Origin of the sequence: Microvirga arsenatis (assembly GCF_009910705.1) — a bacterium.
GTDB classification, from domain to species: Bacteria; Pseudomonadota; Alphaproteobacteria; order Rhizobiales; family Beijerinckiaceae; genus Microvirga; species Microvirga arsenatis.
In genome coordinates, this window is the sequence record NZ_JAAAXJ010000021.1 from 15598 (window position 1) to 35706 (window position 20109).

Genomic DNA, 20109 nt, shown 5'->3' on the forward strand with positions numbered 1-20109 from the left:
CCATGAGCCAGCATTCCACAACCTACGTTCCCAAGAGCGCCTTCGGTCGGTGGTTCGAGAGCCGCCTGCCGATCGCGGGCCTCGTCCACTCGTCCTTCGTCGCGTTCCCGGTGCCGCGGAACCTGACGTATTTCTGGACCTTCGGCGCCATCCTGGTCTTCATGCTCGTGTCGCAGATCGTGACCGGCGTGTTCCTGGCCATGTACTACACGCCGAACGCGGCGATGGCCTTCCAGTCCGTCGAGCACATCATGCGCGACGTGAACTACGGCTGGCTCATCCGCTACCTGCACGCCAACGGCGCGTCGATGTTCTTCATCGCCGTCTACATCCACATCTTCCGGAACTTCTACTACGGCTCCTACAAGGCGCCGCGCGAGGTTCTCTACATCCTCGGCGTGATCATCTTCATCCTCATGATGGCCACCGCCTTCATGGGCTACGTGCTTCCCTGGGGCCAGATGAGCTTCTGGGGCGCCACCGTGATCACCAACCTGTTCTCGGCGATCCCGGTCGTGGGCGAGACCATCGTTCACTACCTCTGGGGCGGCTACTCGGTGGGCAACCCGACCCTCAACCGCTTCTTCTCCCTGCACTACCTGCTGCCCTTCATGATCGCGGGCGTCGTGATCCTGCACATCTGGGCGCTGCACGTGCCGGGCCAGAACAACCCGACCGGCATCCCGATCAAGTCGGGCAAGGACGCGGTTCCCTTCACGCCCTACGCGACGATCAAGGACATCTTCGCCGTCGTCGTGTTCATGATCTTCTTCGCCTACTGGGTGTTCTACATCCCGAACTATCTCGGCCACGCGGACAACTACATCCCGGCGAACCCCGCCGTGACGCCCGCACACATCGTGCCGGAATGGTACTTCCTGCCCTTCTACGCGATCCTGCGCGCCATCCCCGACAAGCTCGGCGGCGTCATCGCGATGTTCTCGGCCATCCTGATCTGGGTTTTCATGCCCTGGCTCGATACCTCGAAGGTCCGCTCCACCGCCTATCGCCCGCTCTACAAGCAGTTCTTCTGGGTGTTCGTGGCCGTCTGCGTGCTGCTCGGCTGGCTCGGCTCCCGCCCGGCCGAAGGGTGGTACGTGATCGCCTCGCAGATCTGCACGGTGTACTACTTCGCCCACTTCCTGATCGTCCTGCCGGTGCTCGGCTTCGTCGAGCGTCCGCTGCCGCTGCCGAATTCGATCCTCGAATCCGTCATGGGCGTGCAGAAGGGCGGGGCGGGCATGCCGGCCGGCGCCAATGCCGAGCCGCAGTCCAAGGGCTGATCGCGAGCGTTGAGGAAAACATCATGATGAAGCGTACCCTTCTCATCGCCGCGGCTGCCCTCGGCCTCTCCGCTCCGGCCTTCGCCGCCGGCGAGACCCCGGTCCCGCCGCAGCTCAAGTGGAGCTTCCAGGGGCCGTTCGGCACCTTCGACCGGGCCCAGCTCCAGCGCGGCTTCAAGGTCTACCGGGAGGTCTGCGCCTCCTGCCACGGCCTGACCTATGTCGCGTTCCGCAACCTCGCCGAGCCGGGCGGCCCGGAATTCTCCGAGGCGCAGGTCAAGGCCCTGGCGGCGGAGTACAAGATCCAGGACGGCCCGAACGAGGCCGGCGACATGTTCGAGCGTCCCGGCCGCCCGGCCGACCGCTTCCCGGCTCCGTTCCCGAACGAGAACGCGGCTGCGGCCGCCAATGGCGGCAAGGCTCCGCCGGACCTGTCCCTGATGGCCAAGGCCCGGACCTACGAGCGCGGCTTCCCCTGGTTCATCACCGACGTGTTCCGGCAGTATTCGGAGAACGGCGCGGATTATCTCGTCGCCCTGCTCAACGGCTACGAGGAGGCCCCGGCGGGCTTCACGGTGCCCCAGGGCGGCCACTACAACAAGTACTATCCGGGCCACGTGATCGCGATGCCGAAGCCGCTCAGCGACGGCCAGGTCGAGTACCCGAAGAACGAGGCCGGCCAGCCTCAGGCTCCGGAGACGGTCGACCAATACGCCCGCGACGTGACGGCCTTCCTCACCTGGACGGCGGAGCCGCATCTGGAAGCCCGCAAGCGCCTCGGCTTCCAGGTCATGCTGTTCCTGATCGTGCTCGCGGGCCTGCTCTACTTCACCAAGAAGAAGATCTGGGCCCGGGTGGGCGGCGAGGTCGACGGCCACGCCACGCCCCCGATGACGCACAATCCATAAAGCTCAGGATCAAGGCCCCGCTCCGGGGCCTTTTTCTTTTCTGCCCGTTCTTCCGGACAGCCGATCCGCCGTCCGCGAGAGCCTCGGCGTCATCCCGGACGGCGCAGCCGATCCGGGATCGGGTGCAGGAGAGGGCACAGGATAAGCCCTCCCCCATCCAGATCGGGTGTTCCCGATCCGGACGTTCCTCGTGCTCACGTCGGAAAAATCCGACATGAATGCGGGGGAGGGGGAGCACTGGGTGAGCACGGCCCCTCTCCCGGCCTGCTGTGCAGGCCACCCTCTCCCGCTGCGGGGAGAGGGCAAGGTGCGGGTGCGGGCAGGTGAGGGCCTGTGCAATGTTCTCACTTTGTTCTTGACTTCGGCTGCAAGCTGGGCTATATCATGGTTCATCCTCGTCCGGTGAGGGGCGCGCTCGCGAGGCGTCGCAGATGCGGGACGGGGCGCGGTCCCGCCGCAGGTCTCGCACACCTGTGGTCGCGGGAGGCCGATCCTGGCTTGTTCCAGGTCCGCCTGAAAAGAACCGCGCGTGACGAGCAGCTTGGCTCTCACACTCACCACCATCCCCCATCGAGCCGGGCTGCCCCAAGCGCCACCCTCGAGCAACCCTGACGGCTCGCAGCTCACGCTGCGGGCCCGAAGGTGCTGGATCTTTGAAAGACTCACCACCTGCGTCATCCCGGACGGCGTGAGCCGATCCGGGATCGCATGACCCATGAGGCGCTCTTTCCCTCCCCCCTGTGGGGAGGGTCAGGGTGGGGGTGCCGGCGCTACCCTTTCAAGATCGTGGCTCCGATCACCTCTCCCCGGCGGGGAGAGGTCGAGCGAACGCGAGGGTGAGGGGGAGAGCGGGTGCCGGAGAGGGCTGTCACCCCTCACCCGGACCTGACGGTCCGACCTCTCCCTCAGGGAGAGGTGAAGGGGCGCCTCACCTTCTGAGGTGATCGCTCACACCCCCACCTCCAACTCCTCCCCACAAGGGGGAGGAGGGCTGTCGTGCGCTTGATCGGGCAGACCAAAGACAAGTCTCGGCCAAGCCCGAGGCTTGTGGGGGAGGAGAGATCGCGTTGCGCCACTCTCGTTCGACGATCCCGAGTTCTGCTGCGCAGCCCCGGGATGACGGCGCGTCGTTCCGTCCATGACGGCGGACCGCCCCGCGCGCCGTCCGCAGGGAGGCATCCGCTTTTCCCTGGCGCGGCCCCTCGTGATGCACACCACGCTAGTGACACGGTGCCGGGCTGGCTCTATCCCGGTACCCATGCTGCAGACAATCGCCGACGATCACTGGGGCCTGCCCTGCCTCGCCTATCACGTCCAGCCGAGCCTCGAGCCCGAGACCCGCGCCGCCCTTGAGAGGGTGCAGCGGGCCTTCGCCGAACTCTGGCCGAGCCCCCTGCATGTCGGTCCCCGGCATGGGCTGCACGTCACCATCTATCCGCTGGTGACCGTGAAGGGCGGCTTCGACAAGGAGGCCTATTGGCGGAGCATCGCCCGGCAGAGCCGCGGCCTGCTCGAGGATCTCTGCGCCGGGCATCGGACCCTGGAACTGCGCTTCTCCCGCCTCAAGGTCACCGACACGGCCATCATCGCGACCGCCACCGAGGAGACCGGCCTGATCGAGGCCATCCGGAAGAGGATCCTGCGCGACATTCCCCCGCCGCCGGGCCAGAAGCCGATCATGTACGACCTGATCCATTCGACCCTGGCGCGCTACCGGACGAAGGCGTCGATTCCGGACGACGTGGTCGAGCGCATCGAGAGCCTGCCGGTCTCGATCGCGGCCCCTGTGGGGCAGATCAGGCTCGTTCGCGAGACGCTCTTTCCCTGCCTCGCGACCGACGAGATCGCCGCGTTCCCGCTGATCCGGAGCTGAGGCTTGGGGCGGTGCCCTTCCTCGGCTATGACAGGGCTCGGCCCCGAAACAGGCGAGGATGGAATGACGAAGGCGGTGCTAGGCATTATCGGCGGGTCGGGGGTCTATGACCTGCCGGGGCTCGAGGACATGCGCGAGGAGCCCATCGCATCCCCCTGGGGCGAGCCGTCGGACGTGCTGCGCATCGGGCGCATCGGCGCGACGACGATCGCCTTCCTGCCCCGCCACGGGCGCGGCCATCGCCTGTCGCCCTCCGACATCAACTACCGCGCCAATATCGACGTGATGAAGCGTGCCGGCGTCACCGACCTGATCTCCGTCTCCGCCGTCGGCTCGTTCAAGGACGAGTATTATCCGGGCTTCTTCGTGCTGGTGGACCAGTATGTGGACCGCACCCACAAGCGCGAAAACTCCTTCTTCGGCCGGGGCTGCGTGGCGCATGTGCCCATGGCCCATCCGGTCGGCCCCCTGCTGCGCCAGCGCATCGCCGACGCGGCGGTGGCCGAGGATATTCCCTTCGCGCTGGGGGGCACGCTGGTGTGCATCGAGGGGCCGCAATTCTCAACTTACGCCGAGTCCATCACATACAAGCAGCTCGGCTACGACGTGATCGGCATGACGGCCATGCCCGAGGCCAAGCTCGCCCGCGAGGCCGAGATCACCTATGCCACCATCGCCATGGTGACCGACTACGATTGCTGGCACCCGGAGCACGACAACGTGGATGTGGCCTCCGTCGTCGCCGTGGCGCAGCAGAACGCCGCCAGGGTCGCCCGCCTCGTGGCCCGCGTCGCCCGCGACTTCCCGGCCGAGCACGAGCCGTGCCCCGCAGGCTCCGACCGGGCGCTGGACGGCGCCATCATGACGGCCCCTTCGGCGCGGGACCCGGAACTCCTGAAGAAGCTGGACGCTGTGGCGGGGCGGGTGCTGAGAGGCTAGGCTGTTTGACCTTGTCCGAGGACCGAACTGAGGCGCAAGCATGAATGCCATGAGCCAAGAGGCCGACGAACTCGCAGCCGATCCGGCTATTATTGACGCCTGGGTCAGGGGATGGGCCTCATCCCGTGAGGCGCCTCCGCCCATTCCGATTCCTGGGGGGCTGCGCGTCGACGTCGGACAACCTCAGCAGCGAGTTCGCTATGTCTTTCCAAGGCTGGATGCCCTTGCTCTTCAGGCCGTCATTGAGAGGGAGAGCGAACCGGGAGCTTTCATCAAAATCTGTGCGACAGCGGCGAGCGTGAAGCCTTTGCTGCCAGATCATTGGACATTGCAAGAGCCGTGTTACGTAATGACGGTGTCTCTCGAAGCTGGCAGCCAAGATGCCAGATCCAGAGTTCCTTCAAGCTATGTCATTTCCATTCGCCGACGAGCAGCCGTAGCTTTCGTTGAGATTCTGACGGAGGACGGCAATCTTGCTGCAAAAGGTCAGATGGCTTTCAATGGGCGCTATGGCATTGCCGATCAGATCGTGACGGCGCCCGAGCATCGCAGGCGAGGTTTGGCTACGGTTGTCATGCGAACCCTGGAGCGCGAGGCAGCTAGCACAGGCGTCACGACAGGAATTCTTGTTGCCACACAGGATGGCTTCGGCTTGTATTCAGCCCTCGGCTGGAATCTGCATTCCCACTATACATCGGCAGCGCTTCTACCGCTCGCTGTGTGATCTGACGTCCAGATCAACAGATCTAACTATAGGCTCTTCCATGGACCAGCGTCTCCTCACCGACCTGAAGGCCGCGATCCGCTCGATCCCGGACTACCCGAAGCCGGGCATCGTCTTCCGGGACATCACGACCCTGCTGGGCGATGCGCGGGCCTTCCGGCGCTCCGTGGACGAACTCGTCCATCCCTTCGCGGGCGGGCGGGTCGACAAGGTGGCGGGCATCGAGGCGCGCGGGTTCATCCTCGGCGGGGCGGTGGCGCACCAGCTCTCGGCCGGCTTCGTGCCCATCCGCAAGAAGGGCAAGCTGCCCCACGAGACCGTGCGGATCGCCTATTCGCTGGAATACGGGGTCGACGAGATGGAGATCCATACCGACGCCATCGGCCAGGACGAGCGGGTGATCCTCGTGGACGACCTCATCGCCACCGGCGGCACGGCGGTGGCCGCCACCCAGCTCCTGCGCCAGATGGGCGCCAACATCGTGGCCGCCTGCTTCATCATCGACCTGCCCGATCTCGGCGGCGCCCGGAAGCTGCGCGATCTCGGCGTCGAGGTGCGCAGCCTCGTGAGCTTCGAGGGGCATTAGCTCCACGGCGTCATCCCCGGCGGCCCTGGGCCGGGAAGGGGATCCGCATCAGGCGCGCGATGGATTCCCTTCCCCTCCGCTGATGCTCCGGCCGGGAATGACAGCGGAGCGCGACCAGCTCACCCCCGCCTTTCCCAGAACACCATGCCGTCGAAGGCGAAAACCTCCTCGCCGTGCTGGTTGGTGCCGGTGTTGTGGTGGAACACCAGGCCCCAGCCGGGGCGGGAGGCGGAGGGGCGCTTGGCGGTCACGGTCGAGCGGTAGGTGATCGTGTCGCCCGCATAGACGGGCTTGAGCCATTTCAGGTTGGAGAAACCGGGGGAGGGGCCGAGCCGGGCCGGCCTCTGGCCGTGGGCGAGCGCATAGGCGCGGATGCGGTCGCGGTGGCCCACCATCCGCTTCATCCAGACGCTCGCCGTGTGCCAGCCCGAGGCGCAGAGCGCGCCGAAGAGGCTGTGCCTCGCCGCCTCCGCGTCCACGTGGAAGCGCTGCGGATCGAACTGCCGGGCGAAGCGGATGATGTCGTCGGGCAGGAAGGTGTAGGAGCCGAGCTCCTCCGTCTCGCCGATGACGAGGTCCTCGAAAAAGGGATTGGCGGAGATCGGCGGGAGTTCCCGCTGGGGATGGTCTCCGGGCAGGGAATCCGCGACGGCGGCAAGGACGTTGCGGCCCTCGCCCGAGAAGGGCTCTGCATCGCGGGTGGCGAACATCACCCAGTTGGTCTGGGTCAGCACGGTCTCGTCGGCCTGGTTGACCATGTCGAAATGGAACCGCACGAGGCCGAGGGAGGGGCGGCTCTTGGAGATGCGGCTCTCCAGCACCTTCATGTGCGAGCGCAGGGTGTCCCCGGGCCTCACGGGCCTCACCCACTTCACCTCCTCGATGCCCGGCGATCCCATGGAGGTCGAGTCCAGGATCAGCCCGTCGGCCACGAGGCGCATGTTGAGGCTGCAGCTGTGCCAGCCCGAGGCGATGAGGGTGCCGATGAAGCTGTCCTTGGCGGCGACCTCGTCCACGTGGAAGGGCTGCGGGTCGTATTCCCGCGCGAAGGCCAGGATGTCCTCCTTCGTCACATGGAGCGGGCCGAGCGTCCGGGCGAAGCCGGGAGGCAGATCTTCGAAAGCGTGCATGGGCAAGTCCCCTGTTGGGGCCTGCCCTAGCATAACGGAATTCCGACGGGGAGGCCTGTCATTGCAGGCCTGGTCCGTCGCTCGCATGTCCGAGGAACGAAAAGGGGACGGGCAATGCCCGTCCCCTGGATGTGTCTCTGCCCGAATGGTCAGAGCACGAACCAGCCCTTGCTGAGGTCCATGGCGCCCTTGAGCTTGATCACGGCCTCGGCAGCCTTGTCGCTGTCGGTGTTGAGGTAGACATAGGTGGTGCCCTTCGCCTTCTCGTAGCGCACCTGGCCCTCCTTGCTGAAGGCCTTCGTGCCGATGAAGCTGAAGTTCTGGTCGCCGCTCTTCTTCGTGTTGGCGTCCACCGCCCGCAGGTCGATCTTGTCGCCCTCCCGCCCCTTGAAGTCGGTGATGTAATCCGCCTTCGCCTTGGACGAGCCCGTCTCCTTGTCGTCGAACACGAACACGTCGCGACCCTTGCCGCCGGTGAACGTGTCCTTGCCCAGGCCGCCCACGAGCCGGTCGTTGCCGTCGCCGCCGCCGAACACGTCATTGCCGGCGCCGCCTGTAAGGGAGTCGTTGCCCGCATCGCCGCTCACCCGGTCGTTCCCTGCTCCGGCATCAAGCGTGTCGTCGCCGGCGCCGCCCGAGAAGATGTCGTTGCCTGCTTCGCCGATCAGCCGATCATTGCCGTCATCGCCGTTCAGCTGGTTGTCGCCCGCACCCGCGCTGAGCGTGTCGTCGCCGGCGCCGCCCGAGAGGGTGTCGCCGCCGACGCCGCCCAGGATCACGTCCGAGCGGGTGCTGCCGCTGGCATTCTCGTTCAGGACATCCTGCACCTTGATGGTGAAGGTACGCGTGATGGATGCCCCCGTGCCGGCAGCATCGGTCACCTTCACCGTGATGTTGTGCTGGGCTGCCTGCTCGAAGTCGAGCCTGACGCCATCGACCACCCTGAGCTTGCCGGTCAAGGGGTCGACAGCGAAGCGGCCGCCGGCATTGTCGGTGAGTTCGAAGCGGTGCGTGTCGCCATCATTGTCCGTGACGGCGAACGTCCCGAACACGACTTCATTCTTGGTGTTCTCAGCCACCGCGTCCTCGCCCTTGCCGAGGCTGATCTCGGTAGGAACCGGGTTGAGCAGGTTCTCCGCGCTGACCGCACCGTCGGCGAACTGGAAGATCTCCACGTTCCTGATCGTGTCGGTGCCGTCGCCATTCTGCCGCTTGTCCTCAAGGGTGAACGAGCCGTTCTTATTGTCCGTGATCTCGTAGTCGGCCCACTTTCCGGTCAGCACCACCGTATCGTTGCCCCCGCGGCCGTCGATCAGGTTGGCTCCCTTGTTGCCGCGGAAGATGTTGGCGAAGCCATTGCCGGTCAGATCACCAAAGTCATTTTCCGTATGGGCTTTGATGTTCTCGACATGAACGCCGTCGGCGAGCGTGTAGGCGATGCCACTGACGATGATCGTGTCCGTGCCCTTGCCGTTCGCTTCGACGATGCTGTCGTCCTCGCTGTCGACGTAGTAGGTGTCGTCGCCGCCGCCGCCGCTGAACGCGTCCTTGCCGCCTGCACCGTCGAGGATATTGGCCGCATCGTTGCCGACGATCTCGTTGTCGAGCCCGTTTCCTGTGCCGTCGATGGCTGCGGTGCCCGTCAGGGTCAGGCGCTCGATGAACTCGAGATACACGAGCGAGTAGGTGGCCGATGACTGAACCGTGTCAGTGCCGCCATCTTCCTCCTCGATAATTTCATCCCCATTACCGTTGACGATATATGTGTCGTGACCGGCTCCGCCATTCAGAAGGTCATTGCCATTCCCGCCGTTGAGCGTGTCCGCCCCATCATCGCCATATAGGATATTGGTTCCGCTGTTGCCGATGATATGGTTGTCGAGATTGTTGCCAATGCCGACGAAGGCCTCATCAAGCAGCGTGAGGTTCTCCAGATTACTTCCAAGAGTATAGTTGCCCAGCTTTGATAGAACGATGTCGATGCCTTCATCCGCAAATTCTAGAATTGTGTCTCCGTTATTGAGGATGTAGGTGTCATCGCCTGCGCCGCCGTAGAGCATGTCATCGCCTGCGCCGCCGTCCAGGGTGTCTGCGCCGGCATCGCCATAGAGTTCGTCGGCATCGGCCTCGCCGAAGAGCTGGTCGTCGTCGTCTCCGCCATGGAGGGTGTCGTTGCCGGCGCCGCCATGGAGCGTGTCGTTGCCGGCGGCACCATTCAGGACGTCACCCGTGTCCGTCACAACGGCCTGCGGCGTGAGGCGATAGATGACTCCGGTACTGGGAGTCTGGAAAGAACCTAAATCAGCAACGTATAGATTGCCTTGGGCGTCCATGCCGAAGGACGTGATGCCTTCTATGCGACCCGTGACAGTTCCAAGGATGAGGTTTGTCACCTCCGTCCGTTGCCAATTGCCCTCCTCATTCTCAGAAAGGGTAAAGAACCTGCCTGACCCGAAATCGGCGAAAATGTAGCGGCCCTTCAATGCCTCCACGGGTCCATTGTAGACATAGCCGCCGGTGACAGAAGCGCCGAGCCGCTCTTCTTCAGGAGCGGTTGGGTGCCGAATGTTAGCATAGTAATCGATTGGGTTCGTGTAGGGATTATTGGGGCCTTCGGGCTCGGGGCCGTCATCGGTGGGACCGCTGTGGCCCCATCCGTAATTGGCGCCGACTTGAATACTAGCTCCTGTTGCAAGGAGGTTGATCTCCTCATACTGCTCTTGGCCAACGTCACCGATGAACATGCGCCCCTCGGAATCGAAACTGGCGCGCCAAGGGTTGCGAAAGCCGATGGCATAGACCTCGCTCTTGGCGAATGTGCCTGGCACTCCGGCAAACTGAGTGGGGTTGCCTTCCGGGATTTCGAAGTTCTTGTCGGGGTCGTCTTGGTAGGAATCCCCGCCGTCGACCTTGAGCCGCAGGACCTTGCCCCGCAAATCTTGGGGATCCTGTGCAGAAGCAAGGACCTCGCCATCGCCTGTTGTCATGTATAGCAAGCCGTCCGGTCCGAATCCGATCCAGCCGGCGCGGTGAAAAACGGACCCTTCGGTGTAGTCGTTGACCTTCAGCACGAGCTTCATGCTTGAAGGGACGACCACGCCATTGTTGTCGAGGGAATACTCCCGAAGCTCCGTCTTGCCCTGTTGATTGGACATAGTCAGGTAAACCTTGCGGTTGTCACCCTGTCCAAATTGGGGATGAAACGCAAAGCCGGTCAGACCTCGCTCGCCAACAGTACTAATCTGAGCTGTGAGATCTAGAACTGTGGTCATCGAGGAGGGCCCCTGGCTGAGGCTCATCATTTTGAGGGAGCCGGTCTTCTCGAGGATGTAGAGCCGATCAGCGTTCGCGGGATCGCCGGCAATGTAGGTTGGCTTATCGATCCCGGTTGCGACGGTGGTTGTCTGGATCGTAAAGCCGCCGCCTCCACCCTGCGGATTGTAGCCGTAGATCGTATCGGCGTCGTTGGAGCCGGTGATGGTGTCGGAACCAGAGGTGCCAGGATAGGTCGCCATAATAAGTTGCCCCGCATTGAAGAATGTTACTTTCCTCCATCTCTCACCGAGGGGCTTGGCGGCGGCAACTCTCTGAACGGAGAGGATTCCTGACGGAGCGTCACTTTTCGGCTCTTCAACTGCTATGGCGGCAGCTTCGGAGGCTCGCAAACCCAGACGGGACCTCAGGAAAGCCCCATTCTGCGGCAATCGGCAGCACTCAGGGCGAGAAATCCCCCGCCGCGTTGTGGGCCATGCGGATCGGTTCCGGCAGGCGGTATTTCAGGCAGCAGCGCAGGACGAGCTCGGCGGCGGTGGGGATGTCGGCGAGGTGGCCGGGGGAGATGAACATGGGGTTCTTGGCCGTGCGGGTGCGAAGCGCCACGCCGATGGTTTCCTTGCGGTCGATCAGAGGCGCGGCGGAGCCCTTCTCCTCGGCCAGATCCCTGTAGCGCCCGCACAAAAGGGTCTTGCCGCAGCCGATGGTGGGGCGCTCGAGCCACAGGCCCATATGGCTCGCGATCCCGATCCGGCGGGGGTGCGCGATGCCCATGCCGTCGAAGAGAAACACGTCCGGCTCGGATTTGAGCTTCCCGAAGGCCTCCTCGAGCACCGGTCCCTCGCGGAAGCTGAGAAGGCCCGGGACGTAGGGAAACGGCGTCGGGCGCTGCGCCAGCACGGTCTCCACCGGCAGGAAGCCCGGATAGGTCACCACCACGATGGCCGCCTGCGACTGCTCGTTCTTCACGCTCACGTCGACCCCGGCCACCAGCTCGATCCGGTCGAGATCGATGGGGCGGTCGGAGACGACCTCGCGGCGCAGCTCCTGCTGCAGGGCGATGGCCTCGGACGGGGAGAGGTTCCAGTCGTGGCGATGGCGAAGCTTCATGACCTGGGATCGAAGAGGACAAGGGCTCAACGCTCAAGGTTCGGGATCGATCCCTCCCGGTTCCAAGGCGCGTGGCCGGAGCGGGGGGATGCTATGGCCAAGCCTATGAGCCGTCTACGCAATATCCCTTAGGGGCATTGTCTGAATTTTGTCCTTAGGTCGACGGGTGTACATCCCTCTCCATCCTAGAGATAAGTCAAAAACGAGGATGTCATGTCTCGCGTATCGGCCACGGCCAGCCTTGCGGCCTTCGGCGCCGGCCTCTGGGCGCTGCCGGCCCAAGCCCATGTGAAGTGGTTTGCACCCTACATCGTCGACGCCGCCCCGCAGCCTGTTTCCGCAACGCTGACCAATGTCTGGTTCTGGACCGGCATCGGCCTGGTGCTGGCCTTCTTCCTCGCCACGCTCGTGGTCGAGCGCACATTCGTCGGCCGGGGCATCCAGTCGGGACTTGATCGCGTCAGCGCGCCGCTCTGGAGCCGGGCGGACGATTTCATGCGCGTCTCCATCGGCGGCTTCTTCGTGGCGATCTTCGCCGTCGGCGGGGTTTATCTCACCCCCGATCTCAAGACGGATTACGAGGTGATCTCCTGGGCGCAGCTGCTGATCGCCATGTGCGTGTTCTCGCGCCGGACCATGCCGATTGCGGCGGCCGGCATCATCACCCTCTGGGTGGTGGCTCTGCGTGAGTACGACCTGTTTCACCTGCTCGACTATCTGGCGCTCGGCGTTGCGGTCGCGGCCTATCTGGTGATGGCCTCGTCCCATGACGGGAAGTGGCGCGCCCGCCGGTTCCTGGTCCTGCGCTGGGGCATTGCGATCGCGCTCATGTGGTCGAGCCTGGAGAAGTTCGCCTATCCGGACTGGTTCTATCCGCTCGTGGAGGAGAAGCCCTTCCTGACCTTCGGCATGCCGCGTGACGTGTTCATCCCGATGGCCGGCGTCGCCGAATTCACCATGGGCTTCGGCCTGCTGTGGACCCCGCTGGTGCGTCGCCTCTCGGCCGTGGCTTTGCTCGCGATCTTCTTCACCGCGGTCTACCCGTTCGGCCGCATCGACCTCGTCGGTCATGCGCTGATCATGGCGGCTCTCTTCCTGGTCGCCGCCAATCCCTGCCGCGAGGCCAAGGCGGTTGCCGTGACAATGCCGAATGCCCTGCCACGCTTCGGCAGCCTGGCTTCGGTGCCCGCGGGTCTTGCGGTTGCCCTCGTGGTGCTGGTGAGCGGGTATTGGGGACTGCACGGCGTGTTCTACAGCGCCGGGTACGACACCGGTCAGCAGACCGAACTGTCGACCCATTCCCACAGCAGGGAATACCCGCACGGGCCCCAGGCCAAGCCTGAAAACCACAGCCATCACTGACCGAGCTCAAGCCCGGTCGTCATGAGCGGCTCGGCTTGATCTTCCGCAAGGAATGATCGAACGGGATGGAGCATCATGCCTCCGTCCCGTTCGGTGTTTGAGGAGATCCGCTTTGGCGCAGTCTGCCACAGGCCGCAGCATTCCGATCGCCAGCCCGGCCGAGGGCGTGACGGAGGAGCTGATCCGCAGGTTGGTGGAAACCTTCTATGACCGGGTGATCCGCGACCCGGAGCTCGGCCCCATCTTCCAGAAGGCCCTCTCGGGTCGCTGGAGCAAGCATTTGGCCTTGATGGTGGATTTCTGGTCCTCGGTCGCGCTGAGGACGGGCCGCTACCAGGGCAAGCCCCAGGCGGCCCACATGGGCATGAGCCTCACGCCCGAGCTGTTCGCCCGCTGGCTGGCGCTGTTCGAGCAGACGGCCCGCGAACTCTGCGAGCCTGACGCGGCGGCCTTCTTCGTGGATCGCGCGCAGCGGATCGCGGAAAGCCTGCAGATCGGCCTCGGGATCGGACCGAAGGCGCTGCGGCTGCCATAGGAATTTCTAGCGCTCCCACCATTCGAGCCCGTCTTCGCCCCTCTTCGGCAGCAGGGACGAGATGCCGATCATGAGGAAGCCGCAGGCCACGAGCACGCCGACGAAGAATTCGGCATTGCCGAGGCCAGGGGAAATGAAGTTCTCGAAGAAAGCCTGCATGGGTGACAACCTCCATGCAGGCTTTGTCGCAGAACGGCCCTGAACGGACGAAAAAACGAGCGTTCAGGATTCCGTCAGGTATTGAACCGGAAATGCATGACGTCCCCGTCCTGCACCACGTATTCCTTGCCTTCGAGCCGCAGCTTGCCCGCATCGCGCGCGCCGGCCTCGCCCTTGAGCGAGACGTAATCCGCGTAAGCGATCGTCTCGGCCCGGATGAAGCCCTTTTCGAAGTCCGTATGGATCACGCCGGCGGCGCCGGGAGCCTTGGTGCCCCTGGTGATGGTCCAGGCGCGGGCCTCCTTGGGGCCGACGGTGAAATAGGTGATGAGGCCGAGCAGCTCGTAGCCGGCGCGGATCACGCGGTTGAGACCGGGCTCCTCGAGGCCCACGGCTTCGAGATATTCCTTCTGCTCGTCGGGGGGCAGAACCGCGATCTCGCTCTCGATCTTGGCGGAGACCACGACGGCCTTGGCGCCTTCTTCCTTCGCGCGCTCGAAGACCCTGGCCGAGAACGCGTTGCCCTTGTCGGCGGAAGCCTCCTCCACGTTGCACACGTAGAGAACGGGCTTGGAGGAGAGGAGGCCCAGCATCTGGAACAGGCGCTCCTCCTCTGCCTTGCGCTCCACCATGCGGGCGGGCTTGCCCTCGCGCAACAGGGGCAGCGTCCGGTTGACGAGATCCAGCGTCTCCTTGGCTTCCTTGTCGTTGCCCTTGGCCTTCTTCTCGAGCGCGGTGACGCGCTTCTCGAGGCTGTCGAGATCGGCCAGCATCAGCTCGGTCTCGATGGTCTCGATGTCGGCGATGGGGTCGATCTTGCCCTCGACATGGGTGATGTCGGTGTCCTCGAAGCAGCGCACCACATGGGCGATCGCGTCGACCTCACGGATATTGGCCAGGAACTGGTTGCCGAGGCCCTCGCCCTTGGAGGCGCCGCGCACGAGCCCGGCGATGTCCACGAAGGTGAGGCGGGTCGGGATGATCTGGGCCGAGCTGGCGATGGCGGCGAGCTGGTCGAGGCGGCTGTCCGGCACCGCCACGTCGCCCACGTTCGGCTCGATGGTGCAGAACGGGTAGTTCGCGGCCTGCGCCGCGGCTGTCTGCGTCAATGCGTTGAAGAGGGTGGACTTGCCGACATTCGGCAGGCCGACGATGCCCATCTTGAAGCCCATGGCCTCACTCCTTTGTTGTGGCCTTTTCTCCGGGCCGCTTCACGTCCGTCCAGCCTCTCGCCTCCAGGGCGAGGTGGACCTTGTTCTGAAAGCTGCCGTCCTCGCCCTTGGCGAGAAGGGCGGCGTTGTCCGCGATGATGCGGCACAGGTCCTCGACCCAGGCCTCTTCGCTCTTGGCGAAGTCGCCCAGCACATGGTTTTGCACCAGTGCCTTGTGGCCTGGATGGCCGATGCCGAGCCGCACGCGGCGGTAATCGTTGCCGCAATGGGCCGAGATCGAGCGCAGGCCGTTATGGCCGGCGTTGCCGCCGCCGATCTTCACGCGCAGCTTGGCCGGCGGCAGGTCGAGCTCGTCGTAGAAGACCGTCACGTCGTGCAGCGGGATCTTGAAGAAGTTCTGCGCTTCTCCCACCGCCTGGCCGGACAGGTTCATGTAGGTCTGCGGCTTGAGCAGCAGCACCTTCTCGCCGCCGATCACCGCATCCGCGGCTTCCGCATGGAAGCGCTTGCGCCAGGGGCCGGCATTGTGCGCGCGGGCGATCTCGTCCACGACCATGAAGCCGATGTTGTGGCGGTTCCGGGCATAGCGGGATCCGGGATTGCCGAGCCCGACGAAGAGGCGCATCGCTTGGTCCTGCTCATAAGAAACGCTCCGGCCTTGCGGTCGGAGCGTCGAAGCCGATCGATGGGCTCGAACGCCCGATCAGGGCCCTTAGGCCGCAGCGGTGCCCTCGGCAGCCGGAGCCGCCTCTTCTTCCTTCAGGCCGGTCGGGGCCACGACGGTGACGAGGGTGGCATTCTCCGTGGAGGTCGCCTTGGCGCCGTTCGGCAGCTTGATGTCGTTGAGGTGGACGGAATCGCCGATGTTCAGACCCTCGACCGAGACCTCGATGAAGTCCGGAATGGAATCGGACGGAACGAGCAGCTCCACCGAGTGCTCCACGATCTGGAGGGCGCCGCCGCGCTTCACGCCGGGGCTCTTCTCCTGGCCGATCACGTGCACCGGAACCACGACCTTGATCGCCTGGCCCTGCGAAAGGCGCAGGAAGTCGACATGGAGGGGGAAGTCCCGCACGGGGTCGAGCTGGTAGTCGCGCGGAATGGCGCGGACCGTCTGTCCGTCCACGTCGATCTCGAAGATCGTAGTCAGGAAGTGACCGGCGAAGATCAGCTGCCTGATCTGGTTGAAGTCGAGGGCGATCGCCTGGGCCGGCTGGCCGGCTCCGTAGATGACGGCGGGAACTTGGCCTTGGCGACGAACGGCCCGGGCGGCCCCCTTGCCGGCCCGGTCGCGCGCCACGGCCTTGATTTGCTTTACTTCGCTCATGGTCGTGGTCCTTTGAATGAGATTGAAAAACCGATGGCCGCCAAGGTCTTTGAAACCTAACGGCGGCCATGAGGTCTGCGCCCGTGCCTCCAAGGGTGTCGAGCGGGCGCGAGGCGGCTTATAGGGGAAAACCGGCCCGTTGACAATCTCCGGCGGAGAGGCCGATCGAGGCTGAGTTTTCAAGGCGTCAAGGGCTGTCGTTTGTAGCCGTAACGCTCAAGGTAGGTGAATTCGCCGGCCCGCGAGCGCCAATCCTCCCGAGGGGCCCTGATGCGGGGGAGGGGCCACCGGGGCGCAAGGGGCTTCGGAAAGGCCGCGATGTTGGCATCGCCCACGATCCTGCCCGATCCCTTGGGCTGAGGTGCCGATCCGGCCGAGACAAAGGGGGCAAAGAACCAGTAGAGTTCATAATCCCATCGTCCAAGAAGGGAAATGAGCTCCGCCGTCTTCGGCGAGGGATGGGCTTCGCAGAACAGGACAGGCCGGTCCCGTGCGATGGTCTCCCGGGCTCCCCCCACCACCTCGAGATCGTATCCCTCCACATCGATCTTGATCATCGCCAGAGGAGGAAGAGCAAGCGAATCCAGCCGGCGCATGACCACGGGCGTCTTCTCGCCCTGGAGGCTGTCCCGGCCGACGGCCCCGAAGTTCACGGGCATGTCCATGGCCGGCATGGCGAATTCGACCAGCCCGTCCGCCTCGCCGAGAGCCCAGGGAAAAGCCTCGACCGACATCACTCCGTTGAGGGCGATGTTTCTCATGAGGAGCCGGTAGATCGGCAGCTGCGGCTCGAAACTGAAGACCGACAGCCCCTGCACCGAGCGGGCGAGCGGGATCGAAACGGTGCCGATATTGGCGCCGACATCGCAGAAGGCGCTTCCGGGGGGAAGATGGTCCCGGAGGAAGTCGACCTCCGCACGGGCGAATTCACCCGCCTGCGCCAGGCAGGGCCCGATGGTCCGGTCCGCGGATGGATAGAGAAACAGCGCATCGAAGGCGACCGCGCTGGAAACCGACCTCATGCCCAAGCCTTTCGATCACCATTCTCGCATGCGTTGTATCATAACACGGTTCGTGGCCTGGATCGCTCTTGCGGTTTGTGAAAGGCAGCGTCGGCCGGCGGTCAGTCCCGACGGTCCGCCGTTGGGATCGTCAGCGTGAGCTTCCTCAGGAGGGCCGCCAGTTGAACCTGCTCCTCCTCCGTCAGCCCCCGCAGCATCGCTGCCTCGACGGCCATGTCCTCTCGAAAGGCCTCCCGAGCGCGTCGGCGACCTTCCTCGGTCAGCTCGACAGGGAGGCTGCGGCCGTCCCCTTCCGCTTCCACACGCCGGATCAGCCCCGCCTTGGCAAGACGATTCAGGCGGTCGGTCAGCCCGCCCGACGAGATCATCAAGGACCGAAACAGCTCTGTAGGGCGTAAGCGATAGGGCGGGCCGGAGCGGAGGAGCGTGAAGAGAACATCCGCCTCGCCGCTGTCGAGGTCATAAGCCTTGAGAACGGCCTCGATGGGCGGGCGCGCAGCCAGGGTGATCCAGCGTGCGCGGCCCAGGATCGCCATGCCGCGGGTATCCACGTCGGGGAGTTCGGCTCGCCACTGAGCCTGGCGCTCGTCGATTCCATCCCGAGCTGACGGGAGCCCATCATCGGCAGTTTGTCTTGACATCGAGGTAATCCCACACTTATCTTTACATCAAGATAAATGACTGCCCGGCCGATGCAATGGTTGTCAGCGGCTGAACCGGGCCATCCGCTCCCGACGCTGTTTTTCGCCGCTCCTCTCGGAGGCTCGCCATGACCGCCGCACGTGTTCTCAGAGCCACCGACTCCACCCTTGTCCTCCTGGGCCTGTGCGGCTTTCTCTTCGCCAGCCGGATCATGATGTCCAAGGCTGCCCTGTCGGCTGGCATCCAGCCTTTCCAGCTCGGCGTCTTCGGCAACCTCATTGCAGGCCTGTGCCTCCTGCCCTGGCTCGCCGCCAGCCGGCAGAGGATCCCGACGGCACCCGAGCACCTGGCCCTTTACGGGATTCTCGGTCTCGTCAGCTTCGCGGTTCCGACCGTGCTGTCCTATTTCGTCGTCGAGCGGGTGGGGCCTGCCTACACCTCGATCGTCTATTGCCTGTCGCCGTTGCTCACCATGACTCTCGCGGCGCTGCTCGGCGTCGAGGGCATGTTCCTGCGCCGCTTCGTCGGAATCGTGATCGGATTTGCAGGAATGATCGCGCTCGTTCAGCAGCAGATCCTGCAGATCGATGTCGGGAAGCCGGTCTGGGTGGCGCTCGGCCTCGTGATCCCTGTCTGTGCGGCGACGGGCAATATCATCCGCTCCGCGTGGTGGCCCAAGGGAACATCCGCACTCGCCTTCTCCTGCGGTGCGTCGTTCAGCTCAGGCCTCATGGTGGCTGTAATTGCGCCTGCCTTCGAGGCGCCGCAGGACTGGCGCTTCGGGGATCCGGCCATACTCTCGTGGATCGTCGGAATCGGAGCGATGTCCGCCCTGTCCCAGCTGATGAACTTCCGCCTGCAGCAGATCGCAGGTCCGGTGGTGTTCAGCCAGATCGGCTATTGGGGCACCGGCTTCGGGGTGCTGCTCGCAGCTCTCCTGTTCGGAGACGTGCTGACGGTCTTGTCCCTTATGGGACTCGCCTGCATCATGGCCGGAGGCATCCTGGCCAATCGCCGGCAGGATGCTTGAGCTGCAGCAGCGATCAGTCGAACAGGCTCGAAACAGAGCTTTCCGTCGCCGTACGGCCGATGGCCTCGCCCATGAGGGAGGCGATGGAGATGACGCGGATGTTGTGAGCCGCCTTCACCGCCTCGGTCGGCATGATGGAATCGGTGATCACGAGCGCCTTCAGGCGCGAGCTGGCGATGCGGGCCACCGCGCCGCCGGAGAGCACCCCGTGAGTGATGTAGGCGTAAACCTCCTTTGCCCCATTGGCCAGGAGAGCATCGGCGGCATTCACCAGGGTGCCGCCGGAATCGACGATGTCGTCGACCAGGATGCAGGAGCGGCCGGAGACGTCGCCGATGATGTTCATCACCTCGGACTCGCCGGGGCGCTCGCGGCGCTTGTCGACGATGGCGAGCTGGGCGTCGATGCGCTTGGCGAGCGCACGGGCGCGCACCACGCCGCCCACGTCCGGCGAGACCACCATGCGGTTGCCGCCGTCAAGGTGCTCCTTGATGTCGCGCGCCAGGATGGGCGCGGCGAAGAGATTGTCGGTCGGGATGTCGAAGAAGCCCTGGATCTGGCCGGCGTGGAGATCCAGCGTCAGCACGCGGTCGACGCCCGCATGGGCGATCAGGTTGGCGACCAGCTTGGCCGAAATCGGCGTGCGGGCGGCGGATTTCCGGTCCTGCCGGGCATAGCCGAAATAGGGGATCACGGCCGTGATGCGGCGGGCGGAGGCCCTGCGCAGCGCATCCGTGATGATCAGGAGCTCCATCAGATGGTCGTTGGTGGGGAACGAGGTCGACTGGATGACGAACACATCCTCGCCGCGCACGTTCTCCTGGATCTCGACGAACACCTCCATGTCCGCAAAGCGCCTGACCTGGGCCCTGGCCAGGGGGACATTGAGATAGGCGGAGATGGCCTCCGCCAGCGGACGATTGGAGTTTCCCGCAACGAGCTTCATGAAAGCAACTTTGGCTTCGTGTGACCGATGACGCCCGCTGCGCAACGCCTTGATCCCTGCGCGGCCGGGCGCAAGGCTCTTAGCAGCG

19 protein-coding genes are annotated in these 20109 nt (G+C 64.6%); 9 read left to right on the forward strand and 10 right to left on the reverse strand.

Annotation, left to right across the window (positions count from 1 at the left end):
* Window positions 1-2 precede the first annotated feature (2 nt).
* The 6 genes from GR303_RS21450 to GR303_RS21475 all read left to right on the forward strand — a co-directional run bounded on the left by GR303_RS21450 (window position 3) and on the right by GR303_RS21475 (window position 6313).
* Window positions 3-1283, forward strand: a complete 1281-nt coding sequence (locus GR303_RS21450) for a cytochrome b (protein ID WP_161725889.1) — start codon at window positions 3-5, stop codon at window positions 1281-1283.
* A gap of 23 nt (window positions 1284-1306) precedes the next feature.
* Entirely contained in the window at window positions 1307-2191 is an 885-nt protein-coding gene (locus GR303_RS21455; protein WP_161725891.1) for a cytochrome c1, read from the forward strand.
* A 1258-nt stretch (window positions 2192-3449) separates the two neighbouring features.
* Window positions 3450-4064 (forward strand): 2'-5' RNA ligase family protein, encoded by a 615-nt coding sequence (locus tag GR303_RS21460; RefSeq protein ID WP_161725892.1) that lies wholly within the window; start codon window positions 3450-3452, stop codon window positions 4062-4064.
* Between the two features lie 63 nt (window positions 4065-4127).
* A complete protein-coding gene (locus tag GR303_RS21465) occupies window positions 4128-5003 on the forward strand; it encodes an S-methyl-5'-thioadenosine phosphorylase (RefSeq protein WP_161747605.1) in 876 nt (291 codons plus the stop codon).
* 40 nt (window positions 5004-5043) lie between these two features.
* A complete protein-coding gene (locus GR303_RS21470) occupies window positions 5044-5727 on the forward strand; it encodes a GNAT family N-acetyltransferase (protein ID WP_161725895.1) in 684 nt (227 codons plus the stop codon).
* Window positions 5728-5767: 40 nt separating this feature from the next.
* Complete coding sequence (locus GR303_RS21475; RefSeq protein WP_161725897.1) at window positions 5768-6313, forward strand: adenine phosphoribosyltransferase; 546 nt, start codon at window positions 5768-5770, stop codon at window positions 6311-6313.
* A 119-nt stretch (window positions 6314-6432) separates the two neighbouring features.
* Here the strand turns inward: GR303_RS21475 and GR303_RS21480 are convergent, their stop codons facing one another.
* The 3 genes from GR303_RS21480 to nfi form a co-directional block, all read right to left on the reverse strand.
* Window positions 6433-7449 carry a MaoC family dehydratase gene (locus GR303_RS21480; RefSeq protein WP_425487133.1) on the reverse strand — a complete coding sequence of 339 codons (1017 nt, stop codon included), beginning with the start codon at window positions 7447-7449 and terminating at the stop codon, window positions 6433-6435.
* A gap of 143 nt (window positions 7450-7592) precedes the next feature.
* Window positions 7593-10958 (reverse strand): PQQ-dependent sugar dehydrogenase, encoded by a 3366-nt coding sequence (locus GR303_RS21485; RefSeq protein ID WP_161725901.1) that lies wholly within the window; start codon window positions 10956-10958, stop codon window positions 7593-7595.
* Window positions 10959-11157: 199 nt separating this feature from the next.
* The gene (gene nfi, locus GR303_RS21490; protein WP_161725902.1) at window positions 11158-11826 is read right to left on the reverse strand and encodes a deoxyribonuclease V; all 669 of its coding nucleotides are present in this window, start codon (window positions 11824-11826) and stop codon (window positions 11158-11160) included.
* A 213-nt stretch (window positions 11827-12039) separates the two neighbouring features.
* On the opposite strand from nfi, the gene GR303_RS21495 reads away from it, so the two are divergent.
* Window positions 12040-13188, forward strand: a complete 1149-nt coding sequence (locus GR303_RS21495; protein ID WP_246205789.1) for a hypothetical protein — start codon at window positions 12040-12042, stop codon at window positions 13186-13188.
* Between the two features lie 112 nt (window positions 13189-13300).
* The gene (locus tag GR303_RS21500) at window positions 13301-13723 is read left to right on the forward strand and encodes a group III truncated hemoglobin (RefSeq protein ID WP_161725904.1); all 423 of its coding nucleotides are present in this window, start codon (window positions 13301-13303) and stop codon (window positions 13721-13723) included.
* 6 nt (window positions 13724-13729) lie between these two features.
* Here the strand turns inward: GR303_RS21500 and GR303_RS21505 are convergent, their stop codons facing one another.
* From GR303_RS21505 to GR303_RS21530, 6 genes are all read right to left on the reverse strand, one after another.
* A complete protein-coding gene (locus GR303_RS21505; protein WP_161725906.1) occupies window positions 13730-13882 on the reverse strand; it encodes a hypothetical protein in 153 nt (50 codons plus the stop codon).
* 74 nt (window positions 13883-13956) lie between these two features.
* Window positions 13957-15054 carry a redox-regulated ATPase YchF gene (gene ychF / locus GR303_RS21510; protein WP_161725908.1) on the reverse strand — a complete coding sequence of 366 codons (1098 nt, stop codon included), beginning with the start codon at window positions 15052-15054 and terminating at the stop codon, window positions 13957-13959.
* Window positions 15055-15058: 4 nt separating this feature from the next.
* Window positions 15059-15679 carry an aminoacyl-tRNA hydrolase gene (gene pth, locus GR303_RS21515; RefSeq protein WP_161725909.1) on the reverse strand — a complete coding sequence of 207 codons (621 nt, stop codon included), beginning with the start codon at window positions 15677-15679 and terminating at the stop codon, window positions 15059-15061.
* 87 nt (window positions 15680-15766) lie between these two features.
* Window positions 15767-16381, reverse strand: coding sequence for a 50S ribosomal protein L25/general stress protein Ctc (locus GR303_RS21520; RefSeq protein ID WP_161725911.1), 615 nt, complete (start codon window positions 16379-16381; stop codon window positions 15767-15769).
* 179 nt (window positions 16382-16560) lie between these two features.
* Window positions 16561-17403, reverse strand: a complete 843-nt coding sequence (locus GR303_RS21525; protein ID WP_161725912.1) for an FkbM family methyltransferase — start codon at window positions 17401-17403, stop codon at window positions 16561-16563.
* 101 nt (window positions 17404-17504) lie between these two features.
* Entirely contained in the window at window positions 17505-18044 is a 540-nt protein-coding gene (locus GR303_RS21530) for a MarR family winged helix-turn-helix transcriptional regulator (RefSeq protein ID WP_161725914.1), read from the reverse strand.
* A gap of 128 nt (window positions 18045-18172) precedes the next feature.
* On the opposite strand from GR303_RS21530, the gene GR303_RS21535 reads away from it, so the two are divergent.
* Complete coding sequence (locus GR303_RS21535) at window positions 18173-19075, forward strand: DMT family transporter (RefSeq protein WP_161725915.1); 903 nt, start codon at window positions 18173-18175, stop codon at window positions 19073-19075.
* A gap of 13 nt (window positions 19076-19088) precedes the next feature.
* On the opposite strand, the gene GR303_RS21540 is transcribed toward GR303_RS21535, so the two are convergent.
* Window positions 19089-20021: a ribose-phosphate pyrophosphokinase gene (locus tag GR303_RS21540; RefSeq protein WP_161725916.1), complete on the reverse strand. Its 933-nt coding sequence runs from the start codon at window positions 20019-20021 to the stop codon at window positions 19089-19091.
* Window positions 20022-20109: the final 88 nt, after the last annotated feature.

Bases quoted from the DNA above. Each gene is read 5' to 3' on its own strand.
- GR303_RS21540 (WP_161725916.1), bottom strand. From the start codon at position 20,021: ATGAAGCTCGTTGCGGGAAACTCCAATCGTCCGCTGGCGGAGGCCATC.
- GR303_RS21525 (WP_161725912.1), bottom strand. From the start codon at position 17,403: ATGAGGTCGGTTTCCAGCGCGGTCGCCTTCGATGCGCTGTTTCTCTAT.
- GR303_RS21505 (WP_161725906.1), bottom strand. From the start codon at position 13,882: ATGCAGGCTTTCTTCGAGAACTTCATTTCCCCTGGCCTCGGCAATGCC.
- nfi (WP_161725902.1), bottom strand. From the start codon at position 11,826: ATGAAGCTTCGCCATCGCCACGACTGGAACCTCTCCCCGTCCGAGGCC.
- ychF (WP_161725908.1), bottom strand. From the start codon at position 15,054: ATGGGCTTCAAGATGGGCATCGTCGGCCTGCCGAATGTCGGCAAGTCC.
- GR303_RS21485 (WP_161725901.1), bottom strand. From the start codon at position 10,958: ATGGCGACCTATCCTGGCACCTCTGGTTCCGACACCATCACCGGCTCC.
- GR303_RS21530 (WP_161725914.1), bottom strand. From the start codon at position 18,044: ATGTCAAGACAAACTGCCGATGATGGGCTCCCGTCAGCTCGGGATGGA.
- GR303_RS21460 (WP_161725892.1), top strand. From the start codon at position 3,450: ATGCTGCAGACAATCGCCGACGATCACTGGGGCCTGCCCTGCCTCGCC.
- GR303_RS21495 (WP_246205789.1), top strand. From the start codon at position 12,040: ATGTCTCGCGTATCGGCCACGGCCAGCCTTGCGGCCTTCGGCGCCGGC.
- GR303_RS21520 (WP_161725911.1), bottom strand. From the start codon at position 16,381: ATGAGCGAAGTAAAGCAAATCAAGGCCGTGGCGCGCGACCGGGCCGGC.
- GR303_RS21465 (WP_161747605.1), top strand. From the start codon at position 4,128: ATGACGAAGGCGGTGCTAGGCATTATCGGCGGGTCGGGGGTCTATGAC.
- GR303_RS21470 (WP_161725895.1), top strand. From the start codon at position 5,044: ATGAATGCCATGAGCCAAGAGGCCGACGAACTCGCAGCCGATCCGGCT.
- pth (WP_161725909.1), bottom strand. From the start codon at position 15,679: ATGCGCCTCTTCGTCGGGCTCGGCAATCCCGGATCCCGCTATGCCCGG.
- GR303_RS21455 (WP_161725891.1), top strand. From the start codon at position 1,307: ATGATGAAGCGTACCCTTCTCATCGCCGCGGCTGCCCTCGGCCTCTCC.
- GR303_RS21535 (WP_161725915.1), top strand. From the start codon at position 18,173: ATGACCGCCGCACGTGTTCTCAGAGCCACCGACTCCACCCTTGTCCTC.
- GR303_RS21475 (WP_161725897.1), top strand. From the start codon at position 5,768: ATGGACCAGCGTCTCCTCACCGACCTGAAGGCCGCGATCCGCTCGATC.
- GR303_RS21450 (WP_161725889.1), top strand. From the start codon at position 3: ATGAGCCAGCATTCCACAACCTACGTTCCCAAGAGCGCCTTCGGTCGG.